Raw genomic sequence first — 21,508 nt, forward strand, 5'->3', positions numbered from 1 at the left:
TCATTCCTTCTCTATGTTGAGGGCTCCATTGACGGGCCCACTGAACCTTTGCTGCGGCCCAGCATTCTCGGGCCTGTCTCAACGGCGCCGTTGGCCGTTACCCTAATTAACGGCTCGGGGAGGAAAACCTTTAGGGTCGAATGGAATTTTTTTGCTTTTTTTGAGAACCGGCCAACTTGCCAAGCCAGTTCTCCATAATGTAAAGAGCACGGGCCCGGCAAACGCCGAGCCCGTGCTCCTGCTGTCTACTTGCCGCCTTGGCTCAATATTCAGGCTCTGAGCGGCAGGCTCCTCTTATTTTTTGCTCTGACTCATCTGCATGTTCAGCATATCGAGCTGCTGCATTAAATATGAACCGGTGGAATTCATCCGAGCAAGCATGACGTCGAGCTGACCGAACTGCTTGCGGTAACGCTCGATGGTTCGCTCGATGCTGGTCTCAACGCGCTCATAGCGATCCTCCAGGCTGCTTACCCGTGTTTCCGAACTTTTTATCGAACTCTTTACCAGGCCATCGTCGCCGAGCACCTGTTCCAGGGTACCGCTGAGCCGCCCCGCCATGCCGGCCTCTTCAGTATCGCCCGCGAAAAAATCCGACACTGCCTGCGGATTGTTCGCAATGACCTCGTCGAGCTTGGCTTCGTCCAGCTCTAGCCGCCCGTTGGGTTTCAAGGAAATACCGAGCTGGGACATCATCTGAATCTCGCCACCGGCTACGAGATCGCCCAGGTTACGGCTCAACCGTGACTCGATGGTGCGTACGGTACGATCCCCTACCAGCTCACCCGCCGTCTCGACATCGCCGGTCGCCTCCGTCATTCGGCCGATCGTCGACTTCAACTCGTTGTAGGCGGTGACGAAGCCAGTCACGGCTTCCTTGAGGGCTTCGGTGTCACGCTCCACCACGATAGTCGAGGTCTTGCCTGCGGCAGCGGCATCGAGTTCGAGCGTCACGCCCTGGATCGCTCCTTCCACTTGGTTGGAGCTGCTGGTAATGGTGATGTTGTTGATTAACAGCTCAGCGTCTCTTCCCGCCACCTTGACTGCCGTATCTTCGGTCAATGTGGTATTAGCGAAGGACATGCCCGTCACACTTTCCGCGAACCCCGTCTCCTTGGAGTTCACGACCAGCCGGTAACCACTGCCGTCATTGATGATCGAAGCAGACACACCGGTATCCGCTTGTGCATTGATGGCATCGCGAACATCCTCGAGAGTGCCTCCCTCGGCGAGGTCAACCGTAACGTCTGCCTTGCCCTCGAAAGTGAGCGTCAGCGTATCACCGCCGGCTCCCACCAGCGGATCGGTCGTGCTTGCGACACCCTGGCTGGCGATACTACCCGCCTTCGCGATGTGGTTTACGGTGACTTCATAACGCCCCGGGCTTGCATCCGCGCCAGCCGTCGCGGTGATGCCTTCGCCCAGCGTCTTGGACGTCAGGCTCTGGTAGAGCTTGGCGTCATTGAGCGCGGTCACGGCGTCCTGGAACTTGGACAAGCCAGACTGAAGCCGGCCATAGGCGGAGATCTTGGCCTGCTCCTGAGTCCTCTGAGCCGTGATCGGCTGAAGCTTCTGCCTTTCGGCCGCATTCAGCTGATTCAGCAGGCCAGTGAGGTCGAGGCCGGAGCCAACGCCAAGTGAGGAGATGCTTGCCATGAGTCTGTCGCCCTCCGTGAGCGTCAATAGCGGTTATAAGCCTACTATCGGCCATCAAGATGACAACTTTAGGCCTACTGCTGAATTTTCTGCCGAGGCCTGACTCGACAGCCTCGGACCGGATAAATGATCAAAACATGCCTCCACCTTCGCCGTTCTGCCCTGGCAAGCTACTCAGTTGCTGGGACAGGTAGGCGCTGGTCTGATTCATCTGCGCGAGCATGCCGTCGAGTTGGCCGAACTGCTTCTGATAGCGTGCAATCGTATTGTCGATGCTTTGTTCGGTGCGGGTGTATCGATCGTTCAAACTATCGATACGATTCTCTGCCCCGCCGATGGCCCCTTCCAGCGCACCGTTTGTATCCAGCAGTTGCTCGAGAGTCGTATCGAGCCGCCCCGCCATGCCATCCGTTGCGGCCTCTCCGGCGAAGAATGCCCCAACCTCGCCTGGGCCTTCCGCGAGAGCCGTTTCCAGCTTCACTTCATCGAGTTCGAGCGTGCCATCTACGCGAAGGGTCATGCCCAGATCGGCAAGCATCGTATGCTCGTCACCGACGGATACCACACTCGCCAGGTCGCTACGTAAACGAGACTCGATGCTGCGCACTGCGCTATCACCGATCAAATCGCCGGCCTGCCCGTCTTCGCCATTGTAGGCAGTCAGCTTATCAGCCGTTTCCTTGAGCTCATTGTAGGTTTCGACAAAATCGACGACGGCCTGCTGAACGGCTTCGGCATCCTGCTCAACCGTCAAGGTACTGTTCCCCGTTCCCTGCAAACTGAGTGTGACCCCCTGGATGGCATCATCCAACTGGTTGCTGGCATTCGATACGGCGATCCCGTTCACTTCAAGCATGGCATCCTGGCCATCCTGCAGCACCGCTTCGTCTTCCAGGGTTGTCTGGGTCACCAGGTCGGCGAAGTTGGCATCGACGACAGCCGCCTGCTCACCGGTCTCTTGCGACATCACCGCCAATCGGTAGCCTTCGCCATCGTTCACGATCGAGGCGGTGACGGCCGCATCGGAATCGGCATTGATGGCGTCACGCACGTCCTCGAGGGTACTGTCGGCGGCAATGGCAACGCCGTGGTCGAGGCTATCGTCCGTAAAGGTGAGATCGAGCGTGGCATCGGCATCGTTGAGCACGGTGTCGAGATCATTCACTCGCTGTGTGGCGAGGCTGCCGGCGGTGGCCAATTGTTCCACCTCGATGGCGTACTGCCCCGGGGAAGCCTCTGGCCCTGCGGCGGCCTGCACGGCATTACCGCTGGCTGATGCAGAAAGGCTCTGAAACAGCGAGGCATCATTGAGCGTTTCGTTGGCGGACTGAAAACCGGAGAGCGCTCCCTTCAATTCGCCGTAGGCGGAGATCTTGACCTGCTGGGTCTCGATCTGTTGCTTGATGGGTTCGAGCTTGCCGCGCTCGGCTTCATTGAGTTGATTTAGCAAGCCGTTGAGATCGAGACCGGAGCCAATGCCAAGGGAAGAAATGCTGGCCATGAGAAACTGCCTTTGAGCCGATGAATTCGGGTACCGAGGCAAGTATTTCTGCGCTCGGCACCCTCCTTGTCTACCTGTTGTCGGCGGCGGGACGCGAACCTTTAGTTGCTAGGTATTTTTTCCACCGAGCCTGGCAGGGACTCAGCCTAGCTCGGCGAGTTCACGCGACCGGGATGGCGCCGCTTGAGCTTGGCTTGAGACTTGCCGATCCGCGCGCCGCTCGCTGAGCTTGAACCCGCCCACGGCTTCGGCCAGGCGATCGGCCTGATCCTTGAGCTGTTCGGCCGCAACCGTCGACTCTTCCACCAGGGCGGCATTCTGCTGTGTCATGCGGTCGAGTTCGGCAACCGCCACGTTGACCTGGCCGATGCCGTCGCTCTGCTCGCCCGCCGCCACGCTGATCTCACCCAGCACTTTGGCCACTCGGCCGACACCGGCAACCAGTTCCTCCATGGTAGAGCCGGCACGCTGCACCAGCTCGGTGCCCGAGGCCACTTTCTGGCTGGACGCTTCGATCAAACCACGAATCTCACGCGAGGCCTCGGCACTGCGCGTCGCCAGCTGACGCACTTCCCCCGCCACCACGGCGAAGCCTCTGCCCTGCTCGCCGGCACGAGCTGCTTCCACCGAGGCGTTGAGCGCCAACAGGTTGGTCTGGAAGGCGATACCGTCCATCACCTTGACGATATTGCCGATACGCTCGGAGGAGGCGGTAATCTCCTGCATGGTGGTCACGACCTGCCCCACCACTTCTCCGCCACGGGTCGCCACCTCGGAAGCAGACTGCGACAGATCACTGGCATGGCGGGCCGAATCCGCCGTGTGCTCGACGGTACTGGTGATCTCTTCGATAGAGGCCGAACTCTGCTGCAAGCTCGAGGCGGCGTTCTCGGTACGCCGGGAGAGATCCTGGCCGCCGGTAGCGATCTCACCCGCCGCTACGGTCACCGACTCGCTGGCATCACGAATCGTGAGCATGACGTTCTCGATACGCGATACGAACTGGTTGAAGGCGCCTGCGATCTGCGCCACCTCATCGCGGCCGTTCTCGGGCAAGCGTCGGGTAAGATCGCCTTCACCACTGGCGATGTCGGTCATGGCATCGCGTACCGCCTGCAACCGGCGGAACATGAGCGTGAGCAAGGCACCCAATACCAGCACGGCAGCCAGCACCACCAGTACCAGGGTAAGCGCCGAACTACCCAGCACCGCGCGCAAGCCGGCGGTGGCCTCTCGCTCGTCCAGCGCTACGACCAGTTGCCAGTCCGTACCTGCAATCGGCTGGCTCTGCAGCAGGCGCGGCCGCTCTGACAGCGTCAATCGCTCAGGCTCGCTCGCTTGCGCAAGGTTGGCAAGAAATGTGGAATCCAGTTGAGCCGAAAGACGTGTGGCAGGCTCGAGGCTCAGCTCGGGATCGGGGTGTGCGATCAGGGTACCATCCGCAGCGACGAGAAACGCGAAGCTGCTAGGTGTCGGTGAGATGTCACTGACAATGGTAACCACATCGTCGATCGCTACGTCACCGCCGGCCACGGCAACCAGGCTGCCATTACTCTCGAAAGGACTAGCAATGGTGACCACCAGCCCACCGGTAACGGTGTCGACATAGGGCAACGTGACGATGCTTTCGCCTTCGGTAACTGCCCTCTCGTACCAGGGGCGCACACGAGGATCGAAGTCGGCAGGCGGCTCCCAGCCATCGTAGAAGATGGTTTCGCCGGTATCCTGGTAAGCCATGTAGGTGGCTAGAAAGCTACCTGACGCCTGGGCTGCCTTCAGCACAGGGTCGAGATGCTCGGCACGGACGCTGTTCTCCATCGCCTCGAGCATGCTCGCATGGGAGCCCACCCAGGCACTGATGGTACGTCCGTTGCCTTGAGCCACGTCCGACAAATTTTGTGCGATCTGCCGATCGTTATGGCGTTGAATGGTGAAATAGCTGACGGCGGCATTGGCCACCAAGGCAAGTGCAATGATAACAGCCGTGGCCAACAGTAGTCGGAATTTAAGGGAGGAAAGCATCAGGAGGTCTCGCGAATCGGGATTGCTTTCCGGCACATCCTTGAGCCGGGGCTACTCGTATATCGGCCGCGAGAGACTAGACTTTAGGCGGGTTTCAGAGCGCGTGAATGATGACCTCCACGCGGCGATTCTGGGCCCGCCCCTCACCCGTGTCGTTGCTGGCCAAGGGGCGGGTATCGGCCAGGCCCACGGCGCGCAGACGCTGTGAATCGACGCCCGCCCGCTCAAGGGCGTGAACGATGGCGATCGCCCTGGCACTTGAGAGCACCCAATTGGAGGGGAATTCTTCGGTCCGAATCGACCGACTGTCGGTATGCCCCTCCACGGCAACTTCTCCGTCGTGGCGCTGGATGACCTCCATCAGGCGCTGAACGAGCACCTCACCGTCGTCGGTCAGCTCGGCCGTTGCGGTGGGGAACAGCAGCCGATCCTCCACGCGCAGCTTGATGCCTTCGGCCACCCGCGAAACTTCGACTCCCTCGAGGTCAGCCAGGTAAGGGGCATCGTCAAGACGCTCACTCAGCACGGCTTGCAGCTCTTCGGTCGCCGCTATGGCTTGCGGGTCGACTTCCCGAGTGCCATTCGGCGGGCGATCGGTCAACACCAGCGCAAAATTGGCCGCCGATACCGGCAGTGTGCCGCTTGCCATCAGCACCGGCGACGGAGAAGTCAGGGGCGACAATACGAGCGGAGGCGGCTCACGCTGCGCCAGCAGGGCCAGCGGCGTGGGCGGAGCCGTAAAGGCAACCCGTTCGCTCGGCGCTGGGCGCGGCAGCCCCGCCACGCCCAGCGCCGCCGCAATGGCCGGTTGGCTCAGCCAACCGAGAGCCGGACGAGGCGCAACTGGCTCAGGCAACGCCTGGGCCATTTCACTGGGTAGGGGTATCGCGAAGGGAACGAGCGTAGCGAGAGGCGCCGCCTCGTCGTCAGGCTGCCCGAAGCTGGAAAGCGTGAAGATGAGCACCATCAGTGCCACCAGCAGGGTCATGATGTCCAGGTAGCCGATCATCCAGGTACTGTCCTGGTCGTGATCTTGGTGGGTCGGCATCAGTGACTCGTGGCGCATGGGGCCACGATGATCGCCGCTGCTGGAGTGCAGGGAACTCATCGAAACGGTTGTTGACCTGGAGAGATGAAAGAGAAATGCGAAAAGATGCCTAGACTAACGGGTCTCGACGAGGGGTGAAACCATGAAAAGCGCCCACCGAAGCCGGCTCCTCTGTATCAGGCCCTACTTACGACGTACTTAGGCCATGCATTCAGGCGTCTTGTGGCGTAACCCCGTTGCGGGAGGCCAGGTAGCGTTTGGCAAAGAGATCGGCCGGCAGGGGTTGACCGGTGAGGTAGCCCTGGATCAGTTCGACCCCGTGCCGGGCCAGAGTATCGCGCTGCGACTCGGTCTCGACCCCGACGGCGGCAAGGCGCAGCTCCATCTCCCGAGCCAGCCCGGCCACCGCGGCTATAATCGCCGCACTGCCCCGCTGCCCGCTATCCAGGCGCTGCACGAAACGGCGGTCGATCTTGAGCATGCTGATCGGCAGCTCCTGGAGATAGCCGAACGAGGCATAGCCGGTGCCGAAATCATTGATGGCGACCTCGCCACCAAGGCGCCGCAAGCGCTTGAGCACGACGGCTGCCTGGTGGGGCTTGTCAAGCAGTGTACGCTCAGCGATCTCGAAGCCCAGCAGGCCCGGCTGCAGCTTGTGCTCGTTGAGCTTGGTGGCCACGCGTACGGGCAGGTCATGTTGCCAGAACTGGCGCGCCGACAGGTTGATGCTGATGGGAACCGGGCCGGCCCCCAAGGTGCTCCAGGCGGCCAACTGTGTGCAGATCTGCTCGAGGATGTACTCATCAAGCTGCGGTAGCAGTCCCGCGCGCTCGGCCAGGGTGACGACACTGACCGGCGGCACGCTGCCCAACAGCGGATGGTGCCAGCGCAGTAGCGCCTCGGCGCCATGCAGCCTGACCCCATCGCGCTCGAAGACGGGCTGATAGTGCAGTTGCAAGCCTTCTCCCGTGACGAACGCCTCGCGCAGGGCAGTTTCGAGCGCACGCTGGCGATCATCCTGCAGGTTCATCTCGTTGCGGTAAAGGCGGTAACCGTTGCGCCCTTCCTGCTTGGCCCGATACATCGCGACATCGGCATTATGCACCAACGATTCCGCCGTCGAAGCATCATCGGGATAGAGGCTGATGCCCAGGCTGCAGCCGAGGCGAAACTCCTGGCCTTCTATCACGCAGGGCTCGCGGACGGCTTCCACCAAGCGCCGAGCCACCCTGGTCACCTCGTCCACCTCCTCCAGGTCGGGAAGCAGCACGAGGAATTCATCGCCCCCGAGACGAGCAAGGGTGTCATCCTCGCGCAGGCGCAGTTGCAGCCTCTCGGCCATCATGACCAGCAGTTCGTCACCGAAGGCGTGGCCCAGCGCATCGTTGACCTCCTTGAAGTGATCCAGATCGACGAAGATCACTGCCAGGCGGCTCTGGTTGCGATGGGCGTGGCGTATCGCCAGCTCCAGTCGGTCTTCCAGCAGGCGACGGTTGGGCAGCCCCGTAAGGGCATCGTAGTAGGCCAGCCTGCGGATGCGCTCTTCATTGTCACGCAGATGCGTGATGTCGCTGAACAGCGCAGCATAATGGGTAGCCACACCACTATCGTCGGTAATTGCCGTGATCGTCAGCAGCTCCAGGTAGAGTTCGCCGCTCTTGCGCCGGTTCCAGATCTCACCGCGCCAGTAGCCACTGCGTTGCAGGGTGTCCCACATTTGATGGTAGAAAGCGGCGTCATGGCGCCCCGACGATAGAATCGCAGGTGTCTTTCCGATCACCTCCTCTGCGGTATATCCGGTCATGTGGGTAAAAGCACGATTGACGAATTCGATGCGGTTACCGGCATCTGTGATAATGATGCCTTCCAGCGAGGAATCGATCACCCGCTCGGCCAGTTGCCGGTTTTCCCGCGACTGGGCAAGTGCACGGTCGCGCTGCTCCAGGGCGTTGCGCAGGTCTTGCATGTAGAGGTGCTCGGCGCCGGCCAACATGTCGCGGAAGCCCAGAAGTCCTGCAACTTCGTCGTCCTCATCCAGCACTGCCAGGTGACGTACGCGGTGATCCATCAGCAGATCCCGCGCGGCTACCAAGGTATCGTTCTGGTGCACCGTCAGTAGAGGTCGACTGGCAAGCGAACCGATAGGCGTGTTACCCGGATGGCGCGCCACGAACCGCACCAGGTCGCGCTCCGTGAGAATGCCTAGCTCCCCATCCTCGCACTTGATCACTACGGCATCGCACTCGGAGAGCCGCATCGAACGTGCCGCCTGGGCCAAGCGCAGCTCGCCCTCCAGCACCAGCGCTCGCTGACGCATGGCGGCCTGAACCTCACGCAACCTCAGGTAGGGCTCGAGCCCCTGGTTCAGAGCAACATCAGTCTGCGACAGGATTCCCAGTGGGACGCCAGCGTCATCCACCACAAGGAAATGCCGACGCCGCTCGGCATTGAAGCGCAGCGCGGCTTCGCTGACCGGTGTCGAACAGTGCAGGCTCGCTACCGGCTGGTTCATGACTTCAGAGATTGGCAGGCGAACGGCATCAGGGTCGGCGAAATTTACCGCAAGCGCATCATGCTCCGTCCAGATACCCAGGGGTTGCCCCGACTTGGCCACGATGATCGAGCTGCACTGGCGTGCCGCCATACGCTCGGCGGCCATCCACAGCGGCGTCTCGGGTTCGCAAGTCAGCAGCCCGGACTGCATGATGCGTTCGATAGTTAGCTCTTGGCTCATGGCGCCTCGCTGGCTGGATAATGCAGCTTGAGTCAACGCCCATATCGGACCCAAGTGCAAACTGCACGCTTCCCTGCCTGCTCAAGATCCCTGCTTGTCTGGATTGCAACATTCAGAATGTAGCCAATCCGTAACTGCATTTTATCCACTTGGCCTCACTTTGCATCAACGAACGAAAAAAAAGACCAACGGTGCGCTCAAGGCCGCAAAAAAATTGCGCCAAACATTAAAGTTATTCCCGGTTCGGCCGATAGCTTTTGCGGGAGAGGCTGTCTACCAGGCGGCCTTGGGGAGGATGCTGAAGATAGCTTCAGCAAGGGCATACATAAGGAAAATACGAAATGTCTTCGCCACTAACCGATGCCACCAACGCCTTGAACACGTCGGCACTGCACGACCTGACACCGCGCCAGCGCAAGGAAACCGTGCTCTCCACGCTACCTTCAGCCGGCACCTTGCTGGCTCAAGCCGCGAGCCACGGCCAGGCACCCAGCCCAGCCGACCTGGTGGAGCCAATTCAACGTATCAATGAAGTGCTTCGCCAGTATGGCGTGGAGTTCGAACTCAACGACACATCACGGGTGATTACCCGCATCGTGGATCGTGAAACAGGGGACGTGCTACGCCAAATTCCTTCGGAGGAAGTCCTGGCCATCGCCGAACGGCTGGAAGAGCTGCAGGGAAATCTGATCAGCCTGAGGGTCTGAACGAAAAAACGCTAATATGCCAGGGTTCCGACACTTCGGCATCGCGTAGCGAAGCAACACGCTCGCGCGACATTCATGCAGGGGTCAGACCTGCATGTTCATGACGTCCTTGTAAGCCGTTACCAGGCGGTTACGAACCTGCAGCCCCATCTGGAAGGCGACGCTGGCTTTCTGCATGTCGACCATGACGTCGTTGAGCTCGACATTGGGATCGCCAGCCTGAAACGCCATGGTCTTGGCAGCGGATGCCTGCTGCAGGCTGTTGATGCGCTGTATCGAAGCTTGCAGCTCGCCGGCAAAGCCGCCCTGGCCCACCTGAGTGGAAACCTGCTGCCCCTTGCCAACCTGGCCGCCGGCTTGGGTCGCCAGGCTCTGCATCTGTGCCAGCGCCGACTGGATGGCCGGTGAACTCATGATCCATGCCCTCTTGCGTAGTGTTAGCTTGCCACGCCATAAGCCGTTGAACCGGCCCCTGGCGAATGTAGAGCAAGGCTAACAGCTTACGAAGATTAACCAAACTGCCAAATGGCAGGTAAAAAAGGGGCTTTTCCCGCCTTTGGACTGGAAGGCTGCTCGCATAATAGCTTCCATCACAGTTGCGCCCCTTGCGGGCAGCCAGAACGCGGTGAACGGATGCAGTCGATGCCATCTTCCAGCAACACTTTACAAGCAGCCGATGGCGCTCTCCTACGGGGGGGCGCATGAGCAACGGTGCCACGACGCAGGAGCGTCAGAACGCCTCGGGCAGCGTGTCTTCCACCGCGATGCTGGAGCGACTCCAGCAACAGCTTCGCGGAAACCCGCTGATCGCCGTTCTGATCGGTGGGGCCGCCATGATCGCAATCGTGGTGGCCCTGCTGATGTGGGCGCGTGAGCCAGAATATCGCGTCCTTTACAGCAACCTCACCGAGGCCGATGGGGGGCGCATCATCAGCGAACTGGACACCCGCGGCGTTCCTTATCGCTTCAGCGAGGGTGGTACCGCCCTGCTGGTACCGGGCGATGCCGTGCACAGCCTGCGTCTGCAACTGGCCGAGCAGGGCCTGCCCCGCGGCGGTAACGTCGGCTTCGAACTGATGGACAACCAGGCCTTCGGCGTCAGCCAGTTCGCCGAGCAGGTCAACTTCCAGCGCGGCCTCGAAGGTGAATTATCGCGCTCCATCGAATCCCTGGGGCCGGTAGAGCGCGCCCGCGTTCACCTGGCCATGGCCAAATCTTCCGTTTTCGTGCGCGACCGCGAGCCCGCAAAGGCTTCCATCATCGTGACCCTCGAGCCGGGCCGCGTGATGGGAGAGGGTCAGGTCGCCGCCATCGTCCACATGGTCTCAAGCAGCGTACCGGAGCTGGCGGCCGAGAACGTTACCGTGGTCGACCATAGCGGTCGCATGCTGTCGATGCCGAACAGCCAGGGGCGTGGACTCGATGCAACTCAACTCGATTACATCGCCGAGGTCGAGCGCTCCTTCCAGCAGCGCATCGAGAACATTCTCGCGCCGATACTCGGTCGCGAGAGCATCAGCGCTCAGGTAGCCGCCCAGATCGACTTCTCGCGTCGCGAAGAAACCAGCGAGCGCTATGGCCCCAACCAACCGCCCAACGAAGCTGCTGTGCGCAGCCGCCAATCCAGCCTCTCCTATAACGGTGGCGATGGAGTGGCAATGGGTATACCCGGTGCGCTGAGCAACACACCGCCGGGAGTCGCGCCCTCACCCATCGAAGAACTCCCCACCGATGAAGAGGGAGAGCTCACCGAGGAAGCCCAGCAGAGCCTGCAGGCGCTGAACAACCTGAACCAGGACGACGTCGTCAACTACGAGGTCGACCGCAACATCCAACACATTCAGCACCGTCAGGGACAGGTGACTCGCCTGAGCGCCGCGGTAGTAGTGGATTACCGTGAAGAGCGCAACGAAGAAGGCGAATGGCATCGCGTGCCGCTCAGCGAGGTTGAGATCGCCAAAATCGAGAGTCTGGTGCGCCAGGCCATTGGCTTCTCCCAGGCACGTGGAGACGCCATCGAAGTGGTCAACAGCCCGTTCACCCGTGACGTGGAGGAGTTCGAGGAACTCGAGTGGTGGCAATCGCCCCAGGTGCATGCACTGGCACTCACCATCGGACGTTACCTGCTGGTGGCACTAGGCATCTTGCTGGGCTACTTGCTGATCCTGCGCCCGCTGATCAAGCGTCACACCGAGCGGCCCGTGCTGGCCACGACCCCCGGCACCGGTCTGCAGGTTCGCGTGGGCGACGATACGGAGGCAAGCGAAGGCGAGCTGGAAGCGGCTGGTGAAGAAGACGACGCACTGCGGCCCTACCAGAAGCCGAAGCGCAAGCGCCGCTCCTCGGCTTATGAAGACCACTTGGCCGAGCTGCGCGAACTCGCCCAGGAGGATCCACGCATGATCGCCATGATCGTACGCAGCTGGATGAACAAAGAATGAGTAGTGCCAAGACCATGAGCGGCGTGCGCCGCAGCGCCATCCTGATGCTGGCCCTCGACGAGGATAGTGCCGCAGAGGTGTTCAAATTCCTCGCACCCAAGGAGATCCAGCAGCTCAGTATGGAGATGGCGGAGATGGACCAGGTTTCCCACGAGGACATGCAGCAGGTCATGCTGGAGTTCCATCGTGAGACCGAAGAGTTCATCGCGCTGAACCTCAACTCCAGCGAGCACATCCGCTCGGTATTGACCAAGGCCCTGGGCAGCGAGCGCGCCACCAGCCTGATCGAGGACATACTGGAGTCCACCGGGACCAGCAGCGGTATCGATTCGCTGAATCTGATGGAAGCTTCCATGGTGGCCGAGCTGATCCGCGACGAGCACCCGCAAATCATCGCTACCATCCTGGTCCACCTGGAGCGGCATCAGGCTGCCGACGTGCTGGAGCAATTCGACGACAAGCTGCGCAACGATGTCGTTCTGCGTATCGCTACCTTCAGTGGCGTTCAGCCGGCCGCCCTACAGGAGCTCACCGAGGTGCTTACCGGCATGCTCGATGGCCAGAACCTCAAGCGCAGCAAGATGGGCGGCGTGAGGACCGCGGCCGAAATTCTCAACCTGATGAACTCCTCCCTGGAAGAGACCGCCATCGAAACGGTACGTGCCCACAGCGAGGACTTGGCCCAGAAGATCATCGACGAGATGTTCCTGTTCGAGAACCTCATGGACCTGGACGACCGCAGCATCCAGTTGGTGCTCAAGGAGATCGACACCAACTCGTTGGTGGTGGCGCTCAAGGGCGCCCCCGAAGGGCTCATGGAGAAGTTCCTGCGCAATATGTCACGGCGCGCCGCCGATCTGTTGCGCGAGGACATGGAAGCCCGCGGGCCGATTCGTGTCTCCCAGGTGGAAGCCGAGCAGAAATCCGTCCTGCAGGTGGTACGCCGCCTGGCGGACTCCGGCGAGATCGTGCTGAGCGGCGGAGACGACACCTATGTCTGAGCGAGCGCCCTCCTCTTCCGAACGCCATGCGCCCTGGCAGCGCTGGCGGATGGGCGAGCTGCACGCCGAGAATTCGGACGACGGGAGTCCTGCTCAAGAGCTGGACCCCGCCGAGCAGGCCAGGCGCCGTGCCGCTTTTCAGCGCCAGGCGGAGCTTAAAGCGCTGCGCGAGAAGGTCATCCAGGAAGCCCGCGAAGAGGGCTACCAGGCCGGCTTCGAGGCGGGACGCAGCGAGGGTCATACCCAGGGCCTGAAAGAAGGTCGTGAGGAGGCCCAGCGCGAGCTCAAGCAGCGCATTCATGAGGTCGTGACACCGCTCAAGCCGCTTGCCGAGCAGTTCACGGATGCACTCGAACTGCTCGACGAAGAGATCGCCAACGACCTGGTCGAGCTGGCCATGGCAACGGGTCATCAATTGGCCGGCGAGGCGCTCAAGGCACGCCCCAAGCAGGTGTTGGAACTGATCAAGGCGTTACTGCACACCGAACCACCTCTGATCGGGCAACAGCGTCTGTGGCTGAACCCCCAGGATCACAAGCTGATCGAGGAACACCTGGGCAGCGAACTGGCCGCGGCAGGCTGGAAGCTGCAGCCAGATGCTCAGCTGACCCGTGGCGGTTGCCGGGTAACGAGCGCCAACGGCGAGTTGGACGCCACCTGGGAAAGTCGCTGGGAGGCCGTCAAGTCGCAAGTCAGGCGGCGCCGTTCGGCGACGTCCACCGACGACAATGAAGAATAGAGGCAGGACATGAGCGAAGCAGCGGCATCGACCAACACGCATCAGGCACGCTGGCAGCAGACGCTGCAGCATGTCCGTGCGCGTGTGGAAACGGTGCCTGGCTTTCGCGCCAGTGGCCGGGTGCTCCGCGCGACCGGCATGGTGATCGAGGCCGTCGGCCTGCGCGTGGCACTGGGCAATGCTTGCCGCATCGAGCTGCTCTCGTCCGGCGGCAGCGAGCCGCCCCGTTTTGCCGAGGCCGAGGTGGTCGGTTTCAACGGCGAACGACTCCTGCTGATGCCGCTCACGGAGATCGCCGGCCTGATGCCCGGTGCTCGCGTCTTCCCGTTGGGCGATGGCCCGGATCATGCCGCGCGCCGTTTCCCCCTTGGCGAATCTCTGCTGGGCCGCGTAGTGGATGGCAACGGCGACCCGCTGGATGGCCTCGGCCCACTGGACGACGCTCCGCGTTCCCCGCTCGCTACACCGCCGCTCAACCCGCTGAAGCGGGCACCGATCAACGAGCAGATCGATGTCGGCATTCGCGCCATCAATGCCCTGCTCAGTGTCGGTCGCGGGCAGCGCATGGGGCTGTTCGCCGGCTCCGGCGTGGGTAAGTCGGTACTGCTCGGCATGATGGCCCGCTATACCGGGGCCGACGTCATCGTGGTGGGCCTGATCGGCGAACGGGGCCGCGAGGTACAGGACTTCATCGACAACATTCTCGGCCCCGAGGGTCGCCGCCGTGCGGTGGTGGTAGCGGCACCCGCCGACACCTCTCCGCTGCAACGCCTGCAGGGCGCCGCCTATGCCACGCGCTTGGCGGAAGGCTATCGCGACCAGGGCAAGAACGTCTTGTTGATCATGGATTCGCTGACTCGCTACGCCATGGCCCAGCGTGAGATCGCCCTGGCCATCGGCGAGCCGCCGGCGACCAAGGGCTATCCACCCTCGGTTTTCGCCAAGATTCCCAGCCTGGTGGAGCGTGCCGGTAATGCCGAACGCGGCCGTGGCTCGATCACTGCCTTCTATACCGTACTCACCGAAGGCGATGACCAGCAGGACCCCATCGCCGACTCGGCACGCGCCATTCTCGATGGTCACATCGTGCTGTCTCGAACACTGGCCGAAGCCGGCCACTACCCGGCCATTGATATAGAAGCCTCGATAAGCCGCGTGATGACCCACATCATCGACGACCAGCAATTGACCATGACCCAGGCCTTCAAGCGACTCTTCTCACGCTATCAGCGCAACCGCGACCTGATCAGCGTAGGCGCATACAGCCCCGGTCACGATCCCCAACTGGACGAAGCCGTCCAGCGTTACCCGCAGCTGGAGCACTTCCTCCAGCAGGGCATGAATGAAAATGCCTCGATCGAGGCTTCTCGACAGGTTCTGGCTGAAACCCTAGGAGTCAGGCAATGAGTGCATCGTCTCAACTCGCCATGCTGAGCGATCTGGCCCGCGATGCCCGCGATCAGGCGGGTCAATTGCTGGCGGGTGAACGCCAGAACGAGCGCCAGGTGGCCTCCCAACTGGAGTCGCTCAATCGTTATCGGCTCGAGTATGCCGAACGCCTGCAACAGGCCATGCGTGAAGGCATCGATCCGGCCAGCATGCACAACTATCAGCAGTTCCTGGCTTCGCTGGATGCTGCCCTGCAGCGGGCCAGGCAGGCACTCGATGCCCAGCAGCAACGGGTCCAGCAGAGCCAGCAGCAGTGGCAGCAGGAACAGAAGCGGCTCTCGGCCTACGATACGCTGGTATCGCGTCGGGATGTCGAGCGGCAGCGGCAGGAGGAGCGCCGCGAACAGCGTATCAATGACGAGATGTCAGCCGGACGGCTATTGCGCCTGCGTGCCGGATACACAGCGTGATTCGGCAAAGGAGAAACCCATGAATATTCAGATGATTCTGTCCGCCCTGCCGACGCAACTCTCCGGCAAGCCGGAAACCGGTGCCGGCCATGGCCAGTTCGCCCTGGCCCTGAGCCAGGCAGCTCAGACCACCCCTGGTGATACCGCGCTGCCCATTCAACTCGATGCCATGCCGGGACAGGGCCTGCCGCAAACCATGGCGGCACAGCAAGCACTGCTCCAGGCCTTGAATGCCCATGCCGGCCAGCGGCTCAATGGCGAGGGTGACATGGCTCTGCCCGATGCCGAGCTGAACGAGATCATGGCAAGACTCGCGTTGATCGAAGGCAGCCAGCAGCAGCCGGTCATAGCTGCCATACAGCCGCTACCCGGCCAGGAGCTGGCACCACCTGCTGACGAAATGACCATCGAGCTCGCCGAGCAACCCCAGGCTGCCACTCTGGTAGCATCCGTCACGGCAGCAGAAGCACCGCGTCCCAGCACCGCCACCCCGGGTGTGACGACCTTGGGAGATCGCACCGCTCCCTCTGGTATGCCGGCTACGCCCACTTCGGCCGCCTCGGGCAACCCATTGGCGGCTCAGCTGGCTGCCTCCGCTACTGCCGTCCAGGAAGTCGATGGCGACGCCGGCGCTCCGGCACGTCCTGCCGACTTCACGACTGCCCTGGCCAAGGTCTCTGCGCCCCAGCCCGGCGGCAGCGAACTGCGTGCGATGCCAGCCGACGCAGCGCGCGGAGGCTTCGTGCCGGAATCCGCACCAATGGCGCAGTCATCCGCCAGTACGACAACACCGGCCAGCGTACCCGCCCAGCCCACTCCGTTCGCCCAAGCCAGCCTTGCCGCACCGGTTCAGAGCCCGGCCTGGCCTGGCCAATTGGGTCAGCAAATGGTGCAATTCGCCCGGCAAGGCGGTGAACAACATGTCGAGATGCGCTTGAATCCAGCCGAGCTTGGACCGCTTTCCGTGACCCTGAAAATGACGGAACAAGGTGCTCAGGCCCAGTTCCTGTCTGCCCATGCCCAGGTACGCCAAGTATTGGAACAGGCCATTCCTCAGCTTCGCGAGGCGCTGGCCGAACAGGGGATCAGCCTGGGCGAGACCTCCGTGGGCGAACAGCGTCAGCAGGATGCCCAAGCATTCGCGGGTCGTGACGGCCAGCGTGGCCAGGGTACACAGGCCGAAGACAACCTGACCCTGATTGATGAAGAGGGCGCAGCGCTCTCCACCACCACGCTTTCGCTGGATGGTCGCGTGAACCTTTACGCCTGAGACAAAAAGGCAAGATAAGCCCTTTCGCGCGGCTTGTTCCTGTCATCAGGGGCCGCGCGCCTACGGCATACTCTCTCCAACTGCTAGACCAACACAGACAAAGGCAAGGCAATGGCGAAATCGACGGGTGGCTCCTCCAAGCTCCTGTGGTTGATGATACTGCTGGTACTGCTCTCAACGGCAGCTGCCGGAGCGGCCATCTACATGGTCATGAACGACCGCAACGGCAATGAGGAAGAAGGCGCCCAGACGCAACAGTTGGAGCGCCAGGCACCCATCTTCGTCAAGATCGACCCCTTCACGGTCAATCTCGCCGACGACAATTTCGGTTCGCGCCTGCTTTACACCGGCATTTCGCTGAAGGTAGGCAGCGACGAAACTCGCGAAATCCTGGATGAACACATGCCACAGGTGCGCAGCCGACTACTGATGCTGTTCTCCGGCAAGCAGGCAAGCGAGCTGACCACGCCGAATGGCAAGCGCCGCCTGAGCGAGGAAGTCATCGCCACGCTCTCAGAACCGCTGACCGAGCCTCAGCCGTCCCTCGAGATACAGGACGTGCTGTTCACCGAGTTCATCGTGCAATAAACGGGTGCCCTGGCCACCATGTCCCAAGACGATCTGCTGTCACAGGATGAGATCGATGCCCTTCTGAAGGGCGTCAGCGGCGATGACGAGCCCGTTGCGCGCAGCGACGGTGACTCCCGCGTACGCCCTTATGACCCGGCGACACAGCACCGCGTCATTCGCGAGCGTCTGCAGGCGCTGGATATCATCAACGAACGTTTCGCGCGGCACTTCCGCATGGGGCTGTTCAACCTGCTGCGCCGTAGTGCCGACATAACCGTCGACTCGGTACGCTATCTGAGCTACAGCGAGTTTTCCCGCAACGTGCCGGTGCCGACCAATATCAACATCATCGGCATGAAGCCGCTGCGCGGGTCGGCGCTGATAGTGTTCCCGCCCAACCTGGTCTTCATGGTCGTGGACAACCTGTTCGGTGGCGACGGACGCTTCCTGACCAAGTCGGAAGGCCGTGAATTCACCAATACCGAGCAGCGCATCATCCAGCGTCTGCTGCAGTTGGCCATTGATGCCTATGAAGAGTCGTGGAAGTCGGTCTACCCACTGCAAATCAGTTACTTGCGCTCGGAGATGCAGTCGAAGTTCGCCAACATCACCAACTCGCCCAACGAGATCGTGGTGAACACGAACTTCAACATCGAGGTCGGCAATCTCTCCAGCAGCTTTCAGATCTGCATTCCGTACCTGATGGTAGAGCCCCTGCGCGACCTGCTGGCCAACCCGCTCAACGATGGCCATCACGATCAGGATGGATCCTGGACCAAGCGCATGGCGGGCGAACTTCGTCGCTCCGAAGTGGAACTGATCGCCAATTTTGCCGATGTTCCCACTCGCATTGCCCATGTCATGGCGCTCAAGGTGGGCGACGTTCTTCCTCTCGAGCTACCCGAGACGGTCACCGCCAGCGTCGATGGCGTGCCGGTGATGGAGTGCGATTACGGTAGCCAGCACGAGCAACGCGCGCTGCGTGTCATCCGCATCATCGACCATGGTGCACAGAATCCGGTGTCAAAGGACGCCTTCATCAAGGGCGCAGCGCCTCAAGCCAAGGACTTCAAGCATGACTGATCCCAAGAAACCCGATCAGAACGTTTCCGACGACGACTGGGCCTCCGCCATGTCCGAGCAGCAGGACAACGAACCTGCAACCGACGACGACCCCTGGGCCGAAGCCATGGCCGAGCAGGAAGCGGCCGAGTCCACTGCCAGCGCCGAGGACGATCCTTGGGCGGAAGCGTTAGCCGAGCAGGAAGCGGTTGAAGCCGCGGCCGACGAGACCCCGGCAGTTGCCAGTGCGCCTGCCTCCGCTCCTCAGTCCGCCGGTGATCGTGTGTTCCGCCCGCTCGACAAGGGCAAGGAAGGCGGTACCGCTCGTGATCTCGAAATGATCATGGACATCCCGGTCAAGCTGACCGTGGAACTGGGCCGCACCAAGTTGACCATCAAGCAGTTGCTGGAACTGGCCCAGGGCTCCGTCGTCGAACTCGACGGCTTGGCCGGTGAGCCGATGGACATTTTGATCAACGGCTACCTGATCGCCCAGGGCGAAGTCGTCGTCGTCGACGACAAGTACGGTATCCGCATTACCGAGATCATCACCCCCTCCGAGCGGGTGCAGAAACTCAACCGATGAGCAGCACCGTCACTTCAGAAGCTTCCGCCGGGCTCGAGTCCCTTGCCGTCGGTGGCGATGCCCTGGTGGGCATGGCCACCCTCGGCAAGACTGCCGCCGCCCTGGCGTTGGTCATCGCCATCATTCTGGTCTGCACGGCGCTGCTGCGTCGCTGGAACCCTCAGAAGCGCGCAGCCGGCGGCCATCTGCAGGTCATCGGCAGTGCCGCCCTGGGCAGCCGTGAGCGAGTGGTGATCGTCGAGGTCGAAGGCACCTGGCTGGTGCTCGGTGTCGGCGGCGGCCAGATCAACAAGCTGCATGAGCTTGCAGCACCGGCTCGCCCGCTCGGCGATTCCTCCGGCTCCGCGCCCGAGGGTGAGCGCTTCGCCGCCCGCTTCGCGCGCGCGCTCAAGCAAAATGCCGGCCTGGGCGGTCGTGGGCGGGGAGATTCATGATCGTCTCTTCTTGCTCGCTGCGCCTGCTCGTCCTGCTTGTCGCGCTGGTTCTCACCCTGCTGCCGCAGGGGGCCGATGCCCAGCAGATTCCCGGCCTCGTCAGCCGGCCGCTGGAAGGCGGCGGCCAGCAATGGTCGATCACGCTTCAAACCCTGCTGCTGCTGAGCTCGCTGGCCTTCCTGCCGGCAGCGCTACTGATGATGACCAGCTTCACGCGCATCATCATCGTACTCAGCCTGTTACGCACCGCCATCGGCACCCAGGCAACGCCGCCCAATCAAGTGATGCTGGGCATGGCCCTGCCTGGGTACCCCTGTCGGCTGAGGAGATCACGTTTCCGGAGTTCCTGCAGCTGGCCCAGCAGCCCTTCCGTGAGTTCATGCTGGCCCAGACTCGCGAGCCCGACCTGGCACTGTTTGCGCGCCTGGCCGAGGTCGGCCCCATGCAGGGCCCCGAGGACGTGCCGCTACGCATCCTGGTGCCGTCCTTCGTCACCAGCGAGCTCAAGACAGCGTTCCAGATCGGTTTCACCATCTTCATTCCGTTCCTGATCATCGATCTGGTGGTGGCCAGTACGCTGATGTCGCTGGGCATGATGATGGTGCCGCCGGCGACAATCTCGCTGCCGTTCAAGCTGATGCTGTTCGTGCTGGTGGATGGCTGGCAGCTGATCATCGGCTCGCTGGCGGAAAGCTTCTTCATCTAGGCCGACGTAACAAGACCGAGCCATGCTCGGCGAGGAGTCGATATGACACCGGAAATGGTCATGAGCCTTGCCTACCAGGGCATGCGCGTCACGCTGTTCCTGGCTGGCCCGCTACTGATCACCGCCCTGCTGACCGGCCTGATCGTGAGCCTGTTTCAGGCCGCCACTCAGATTAACGAGATGACGCTTTCCTTCATCCCCAAAATTCTCGGCGTCTTTACCGTGCTGGTGCTCGCAGGCCCCTGGTTGATCGGGTTGATCGTCGACTTCACGCGTAACCTCTTCACCAACATACCCAGCATGTTGATGTGAGGCACGCATGGTCGAGGTGACCTTCGCCCAGTTGCACGGCTGGCTGGTAATCCTGCTGTGGCCATTCGTGCGAATCCTGGCCTTCTTCACCGCGGCCCCACTGTGGGGTCACTCCAGCGTACCCAGGCAGGCCAAGATCGGGCTGGCCTTGCTGATTACGCTGGTCATCGCCCCGGTACTCCCTCCCATGCCCGACGTGCCGATCATGTCATGGGCAGGGTTTGGCATCATAGTGGAGCAGATGCTGATCGGTATCGCCATGGGCTTGGTGATGCACGTGACCTTCGCCGTGGTGCAGGCCGCGGGGGAGTTCATCGGCCTGAAGATGGGTCTGGCCTTCGCCACCTTCTTCGACGCCGGCAGCGGCACCAACACAATGATACTGTCCCGTATGTTCTACATGATTACCTTGCTGCTGTTCCTGGCCCTGGGCGGGCATCTGATGGTGCTCGAAGCATTGGTCTCGAGTTTCCACGGTTTGCCCATCGGCATCGGCTCCTTCAACCCCGCCGCCTTCGAGATGCTGGTGCGCTACGGCGGCACCATCTTCGTGGCGGGCATGTCGCTGGCGCTACCGCTGGTGGGCTCGTTGATGATCATCAACCTGGCCATGGGCATCCTCAACCGCTCTGCCCCGCAGCTGACGGTGTTCAATATCGGCTTCCCCATGATGCTGACCATCGGCCTCGTGCTGCTGATGGTGCTGATGACAGACATGTCACGCTTCCTTCAGCGTCTGTTCAGCCATGCCATCCAGTTCCTCTATTCACTCATCGAGGCGTTAGCGCCCATCGCCTAAAAAAGCCGCCCCGGCAAGCCGGAGCGGCGAAAGAGACCTCATGGTTTGCACCTATGAGGTC

General features: G+C 61.7%; 19 protein-coding genes and 1 pseudogene. 14 read left to right on the top strand and 6 right to left on the bottom strand.

Annotated elements, in window-relative coordinates; genetic code table 11:
* Positions 1-294 precede the first annotated feature (294 nt).
* The 5 genes from fliD (HBJ55_RS02520) to HBJ55_RS02540 form a co-directional block, all read right to left on the bottom strand.
* Positions 295-1,656: a flagellar filament capping protein FliD gene (fliD, locus tag HBJ55_RS02520; RefSeq protein WP_167110744.1), complete on the bottom strand. Its 1,362-nt coding sequence runs from the start codon at positions 1,654-1,656 to the stop codon at positions 295-297.
* Positions 1,657-1,786: 130 nt separating this feature from the next.
* Complete coding sequence (gene fliD / locus HBJ55_RS02525; protein ID WP_167110746.1) at positions 1,787-3,157, bottom strand: flagellar filament capping protein FliD; 1,371 nt, start codon at positions 3,155-3,157, stop codon at positions 1,787-1,789.
* Positions 3,158-3,298: 141 nt separating this feature from the next.
* Entirely contained in the window at positions 3,299-5,179 is a 1,881-nt protein-coding gene (locus HBJ55_RS02530; RefSeq protein WP_167110748.1) for a methyl-accepting chemotaxis protein, read from the bottom strand.
* 94 nt (positions 5,180-5,273) lie between these two features.
* On the bottom strand, positions 5,274-6,227 hold the full coding sequence (locus tag HBJ55_RS02535) for an OmpA family protein (RefSeq protein WP_240935955.1): 954 nt from the start codon (positions 6,225-6,227) through the stop codon (positions 5,274-5,276).
* Between the two features lie 211 nt (positions 6,228-6,438).
* A complete protein-coding gene (locus HBJ55_RS02540; protein WP_167110753.1) occupies positions 6,439-8,961 on the bottom strand; it encodes an EAL domain-containing protein in 2,523 nt (840 codons plus the stop codon).
* A 341-nt stretch (positions 8,962-9,302) separates the two neighbouring features.
* Between HBJ55_RS02540 and HBJ55_RS02545 the strand changes: the two genes are divergently transcribed.
* Positions 9,303-9,668 (top strand): flagellar protein FlaG, encoded by a 366-nt coding sequence (locus HBJ55_RS02545; protein ID WP_167110755.1) that lies wholly within the window; start codon positions 9,303-9,305, stop codon positions 9,666-9,668.
* 84 nt (positions 9,669-9,752) lie between these two features.
* On the opposite strand, the gene fliE is transcribed toward HBJ55_RS02545, so the two are convergent.
* Complete coding sequence (gene fliE, locus HBJ55_RS02550; protein WP_167110757.1) at positions 9,753-10,082, bottom strand: flagellar hook-basal body complex protein FliE; 330 nt, start codon at positions 10,080-10,082, stop codon at positions 9,753-9,755.
* 287 nt (positions 10,083-10,369) lie between these two features.
* Between fliE and fliF the strand changes: the two genes are divergently transcribed.
* From fliF to fliR, 13 genes and pseudogenes are all read left to right on the top strand, one after another.
* Positions 10,370-12,109, top strand: coding sequence for a flagellar basal-body MS-ring/collar protein FliF (fliF, locus tag HBJ55_RS02555; RefSeq protein ID WP_167110759.1), 1,740 nt, complete (start codon positions 10,370-10,372; stop codon positions 12,107-12,109).
* Positions 12,106-13,110: a flagellar motor switch protein FliG gene (gene fliG, locus HBJ55_RS02560; protein ID WP_167110761.1), complete on the top strand. Its 1,005-nt coding sequence runs from the start codon at positions 12,106-12,108 to the stop codon at positions 13,108-13,110. The genes fliF and fliG overlap by 4 nt, the downstream gene beginning before the upstream one ends.
* Positions 13,103-13,849, top strand: a complete 747-nt coding sequence (locus HBJ55_RS02565) for a flagellar assembly protein FliH (protein ID WP_167110763.1) — start codon at positions 13,103-13,105, stop codon at positions 13,847-13,849. Before fliG ends, HBJ55_RS02565 begins: the two co-directional genes overlap by 8 nt.
* A 9-nt stretch (positions 13,850-13,858) precedes the next feature.
* Complete coding sequence (gene fliI, locus HBJ55_RS02570) at positions 13,859-15,256, top strand: flagellar protein export ATPase FliI (RefSeq protein WP_240935956.1); 1,398 nt, start codon at positions 13,859-13,861, stop codon at positions 15,254-15,256.
* On the top strand, positions 15,253-15,708 hold the full coding sequence (fliJ, locus tag HBJ55_RS02575; RefSeq protein WP_167110765.1) for a flagellar export protein FliJ: 456 nt from the start codon (positions 15,253-15,255) through the stop codon (positions 15,706-15,708). The genes fliI and fliJ overlap by 4 nt, the downstream gene beginning before the upstream one ends.
* A 19-nt stretch (positions 15,709-15,727) precedes the next feature.
* Positions 15,728-16,978, top strand: a complete 1,251-nt coding sequence (locus HBJ55_RS02580; RefSeq protein ID WP_206022162.1) for a flagellar hook-length control protein FliK — start codon at positions 15,728-15,730, stop codon at positions 16,976-16,978.
* Positions 16,979-17,089: 111 nt separating this feature from the next.
* Positions 17,090-17,566 carry a flagellar basal body-associated protein FliL gene (gene fliL, locus HBJ55_RS02585; RefSeq protein WP_167110769.1) on the top strand — a complete coding sequence of 159 codons (477 nt, stop codon included), beginning with the start codon at positions 17,090-17,092 and terminating at the stop codon, positions 17,564-17,566.
* A gap of 18 nt (positions 17,567-17,584) precedes the next feature.
* On the top strand, positions 17,585-18,631 hold the full coding sequence (fliM, locus tag HBJ55_RS02590; protein ID WP_167110771.1) for a flagellar motor switch protein FliM: 1,047 nt from the start codon (positions 17,585-17,587) through the stop codon (positions 18,629-18,631).
* Entirely contained in the window at positions 18,624-19,196 is a 573-nt protein-coding gene (gene fliN, locus HBJ55_RS02595) for a flagellar motor switch protein FliN (RefSeq protein WP_167110773.1), read from the top strand. The genes fliM and fliN overlap by 8 nt, the downstream gene beginning before the upstream one ends.
* Positions 19,193-19,630: a flagellar biosynthetic protein FliO gene (fliO, locus tag HBJ55_RS02600; RefSeq protein WP_167110775.1), complete on the top strand. Its 438-nt coding sequence runs from the start codon at positions 19,193-19,195 to the stop codon at positions 19,628-19,630. Before fliN ends, fliO begins: the two co-directional genes overlap by 4 nt.
* Positions 19,627-20,336: pseudogene (locus HBJ55_RS02605) on the top strand (flagellar type III secretion system pore protein FliP). Before fliO ends, HBJ55_RS02605 begins: the two are co-directional and overlap by 4 nt.
* A gap of 42 nt (positions 20,337-20,378) precedes the next feature.
* A complete protein-coding gene (gene fliQ, locus HBJ55_RS02610) occupies positions 20,379-20,648 on the top strand; it encodes a flagellar biosynthesis protein FliQ (RefSeq protein WP_167110777.1) in 270 nt (89 codons plus the stop codon).
* A 7-nt stretch (positions 20,649-20,655) separates the two neighbouring features.
* Entirely contained in the window at positions 20,656-21,447 is a 792-nt protein-coding gene (fliR, locus tag HBJ55_RS02615) for a flagellar biosynthetic protein FliR (protein ID WP_167110779.1), read from the top strand.
* The last annotated feature ends 61 nt before the right edge of the window (positions 21,448-21,508 follow it).

This window comes from Billgrantia bachuensis (genome assembly GCF_011742165.1).
Classification (GTDB): domain Bacteria; phylum Pseudomonadota; class Gammaproteobacteria; order Pseudomonadales; family Halomonadaceae; genus Halomonas; species Halomonas bachuensis.

What these genes read in the sequence shown, in the direction of transcription:
- fliI (WP_240935956.1), top strand. Translation starts at nt 13,859, where the DNA reads ATGAGCGAAGCAGCGGCATCGACCAACACGCATCAGGCACGCTGGCAG.
- fliD (WP_167110744.1), bottom strand. Translation starts at nt 1,656, where the DNA reads ATGGCAAGCATCTCCTCACTTGGCGTTGGCTCCGGCCTCGACCTCACT.
- fliN (WP_167110773.1), top strand. Translation starts at nt 18,624, where the DNA reads ATGACTGATCCCAAGAAACCCGATCAGAACGTTTCCGACGACGACTGG.
- fliO (WP_167110775.1), top strand. Translation starts at nt 19,193, where the DNA reads ATGAGCAGCACCGTCACTTCAGAAGCTTCCGCCGGGCTCGAGTCCCTT.
- fliF (WP_167110759.1), top strand. Translation starts at nt 10,370, where the DNA reads ATGAGCAACGGTGCCACGACGCAGGAGCGTCAGAACGCCTCGGGCAGC.
- HBJ55_RS02535 (WP_240935955.1), bottom strand. Translation starts at nt 6,227, where the DNA reads ATGCCGACCCACCAAGATCACGACCAGGACAGTACCTGGATGATCGGC.
- fliD (WP_167110746.1), bottom strand. Translation starts at nt 3,157, where the DNA reads ATGGCCAGCATTTCTTCCCTTGGCATTGGCTCCGGTCTCGATCTCAAC.
- fliM (WP_167110771.1), top strand. Translation starts at nt 17,585, where the DNA reads ATGTCCCAAGACGATCTGCTGTCACAGGATGAGATCGATGCCCTTCTG.
- HBJ55_RS02545 (WP_167110755.1), top strand. Translation starts at nt 9,303, where the DNA reads ATGTCTTCGCCACTAACCGATGCCACCAACGCCTTGAACACGTCGGCA.
- HBJ55_RS02565 (WP_167110763.1), top strand. Translation starts at nt 13,103, where the DNA reads ATGTCTGAGCGAGCGCCCTCCTCTTCCGAACGCCATGCGCCCTGGCAG.
- HBJ55_RS02540 (WP_167110753.1), bottom strand. Translation starts at nt 8,961, where the DNA reads ATGAGCCAAGAGCTAACTATCGAACGCATCATGCAGTCCGGGCTGCTG.
- fliE (WP_167110757.1), bottom strand. Translation starts at nt 10,082, where the DNA reads ATGAGTTCACCGGCCATCCAGTCGGCGCTGGCACAGATGCAGAGCCTG.
- fliR (WP_167110779.1), top strand. Translation starts at nt 20,656, where the DNA reads ATGGTCGAGGTGACCTTCGCCCAGTTGCACGGCTGGCTGGTAATCCTG.
- fliJ (WP_167110765.1), top strand. Translation starts at nt 15,253, where the DNA reads ATGAGTGCATCGTCTCAACTCGCCATGCTGAGCGATCTGGCCCGCGAT.
- fliG (WP_167110761.1), top strand. Translation starts at nt 12,106, where the DNA reads ATGAGTAGTGCCAAGACCATGAGCGGCGTGCGCCGCAGCGCCATCCTG.
- HBJ55_RS02530 (WP_167110748.1), bottom strand. Translation starts at nt 5,179, where the DNA reads ATGCTTTCCTCCCTTAAATTCCGACTACTGTTGGCCACGGCTGTTATC.
- fliQ (WP_167110777.1), top strand. Translation starts at nt 20,379, where the DNA reads ATGACACCGGAAATGGTCATGAGCCTTGCCTACCAGGGCATGCGCGTC.
- fliL (WP_167110769.1), top strand. Translation starts at nt 17,090, where the DNA reads ATGGCGAAATCGACGGGTGGCTCCTCCAAGCTCCTGTGGTTGATGATA.
- HBJ55_RS02580 (WP_206022162.1), top strand. Translation starts at nt 15,728, where the DNA reads ATGAATATTCAGATGATTCTGTCCGCCCTGCCGACGCAACTCTCCGGC.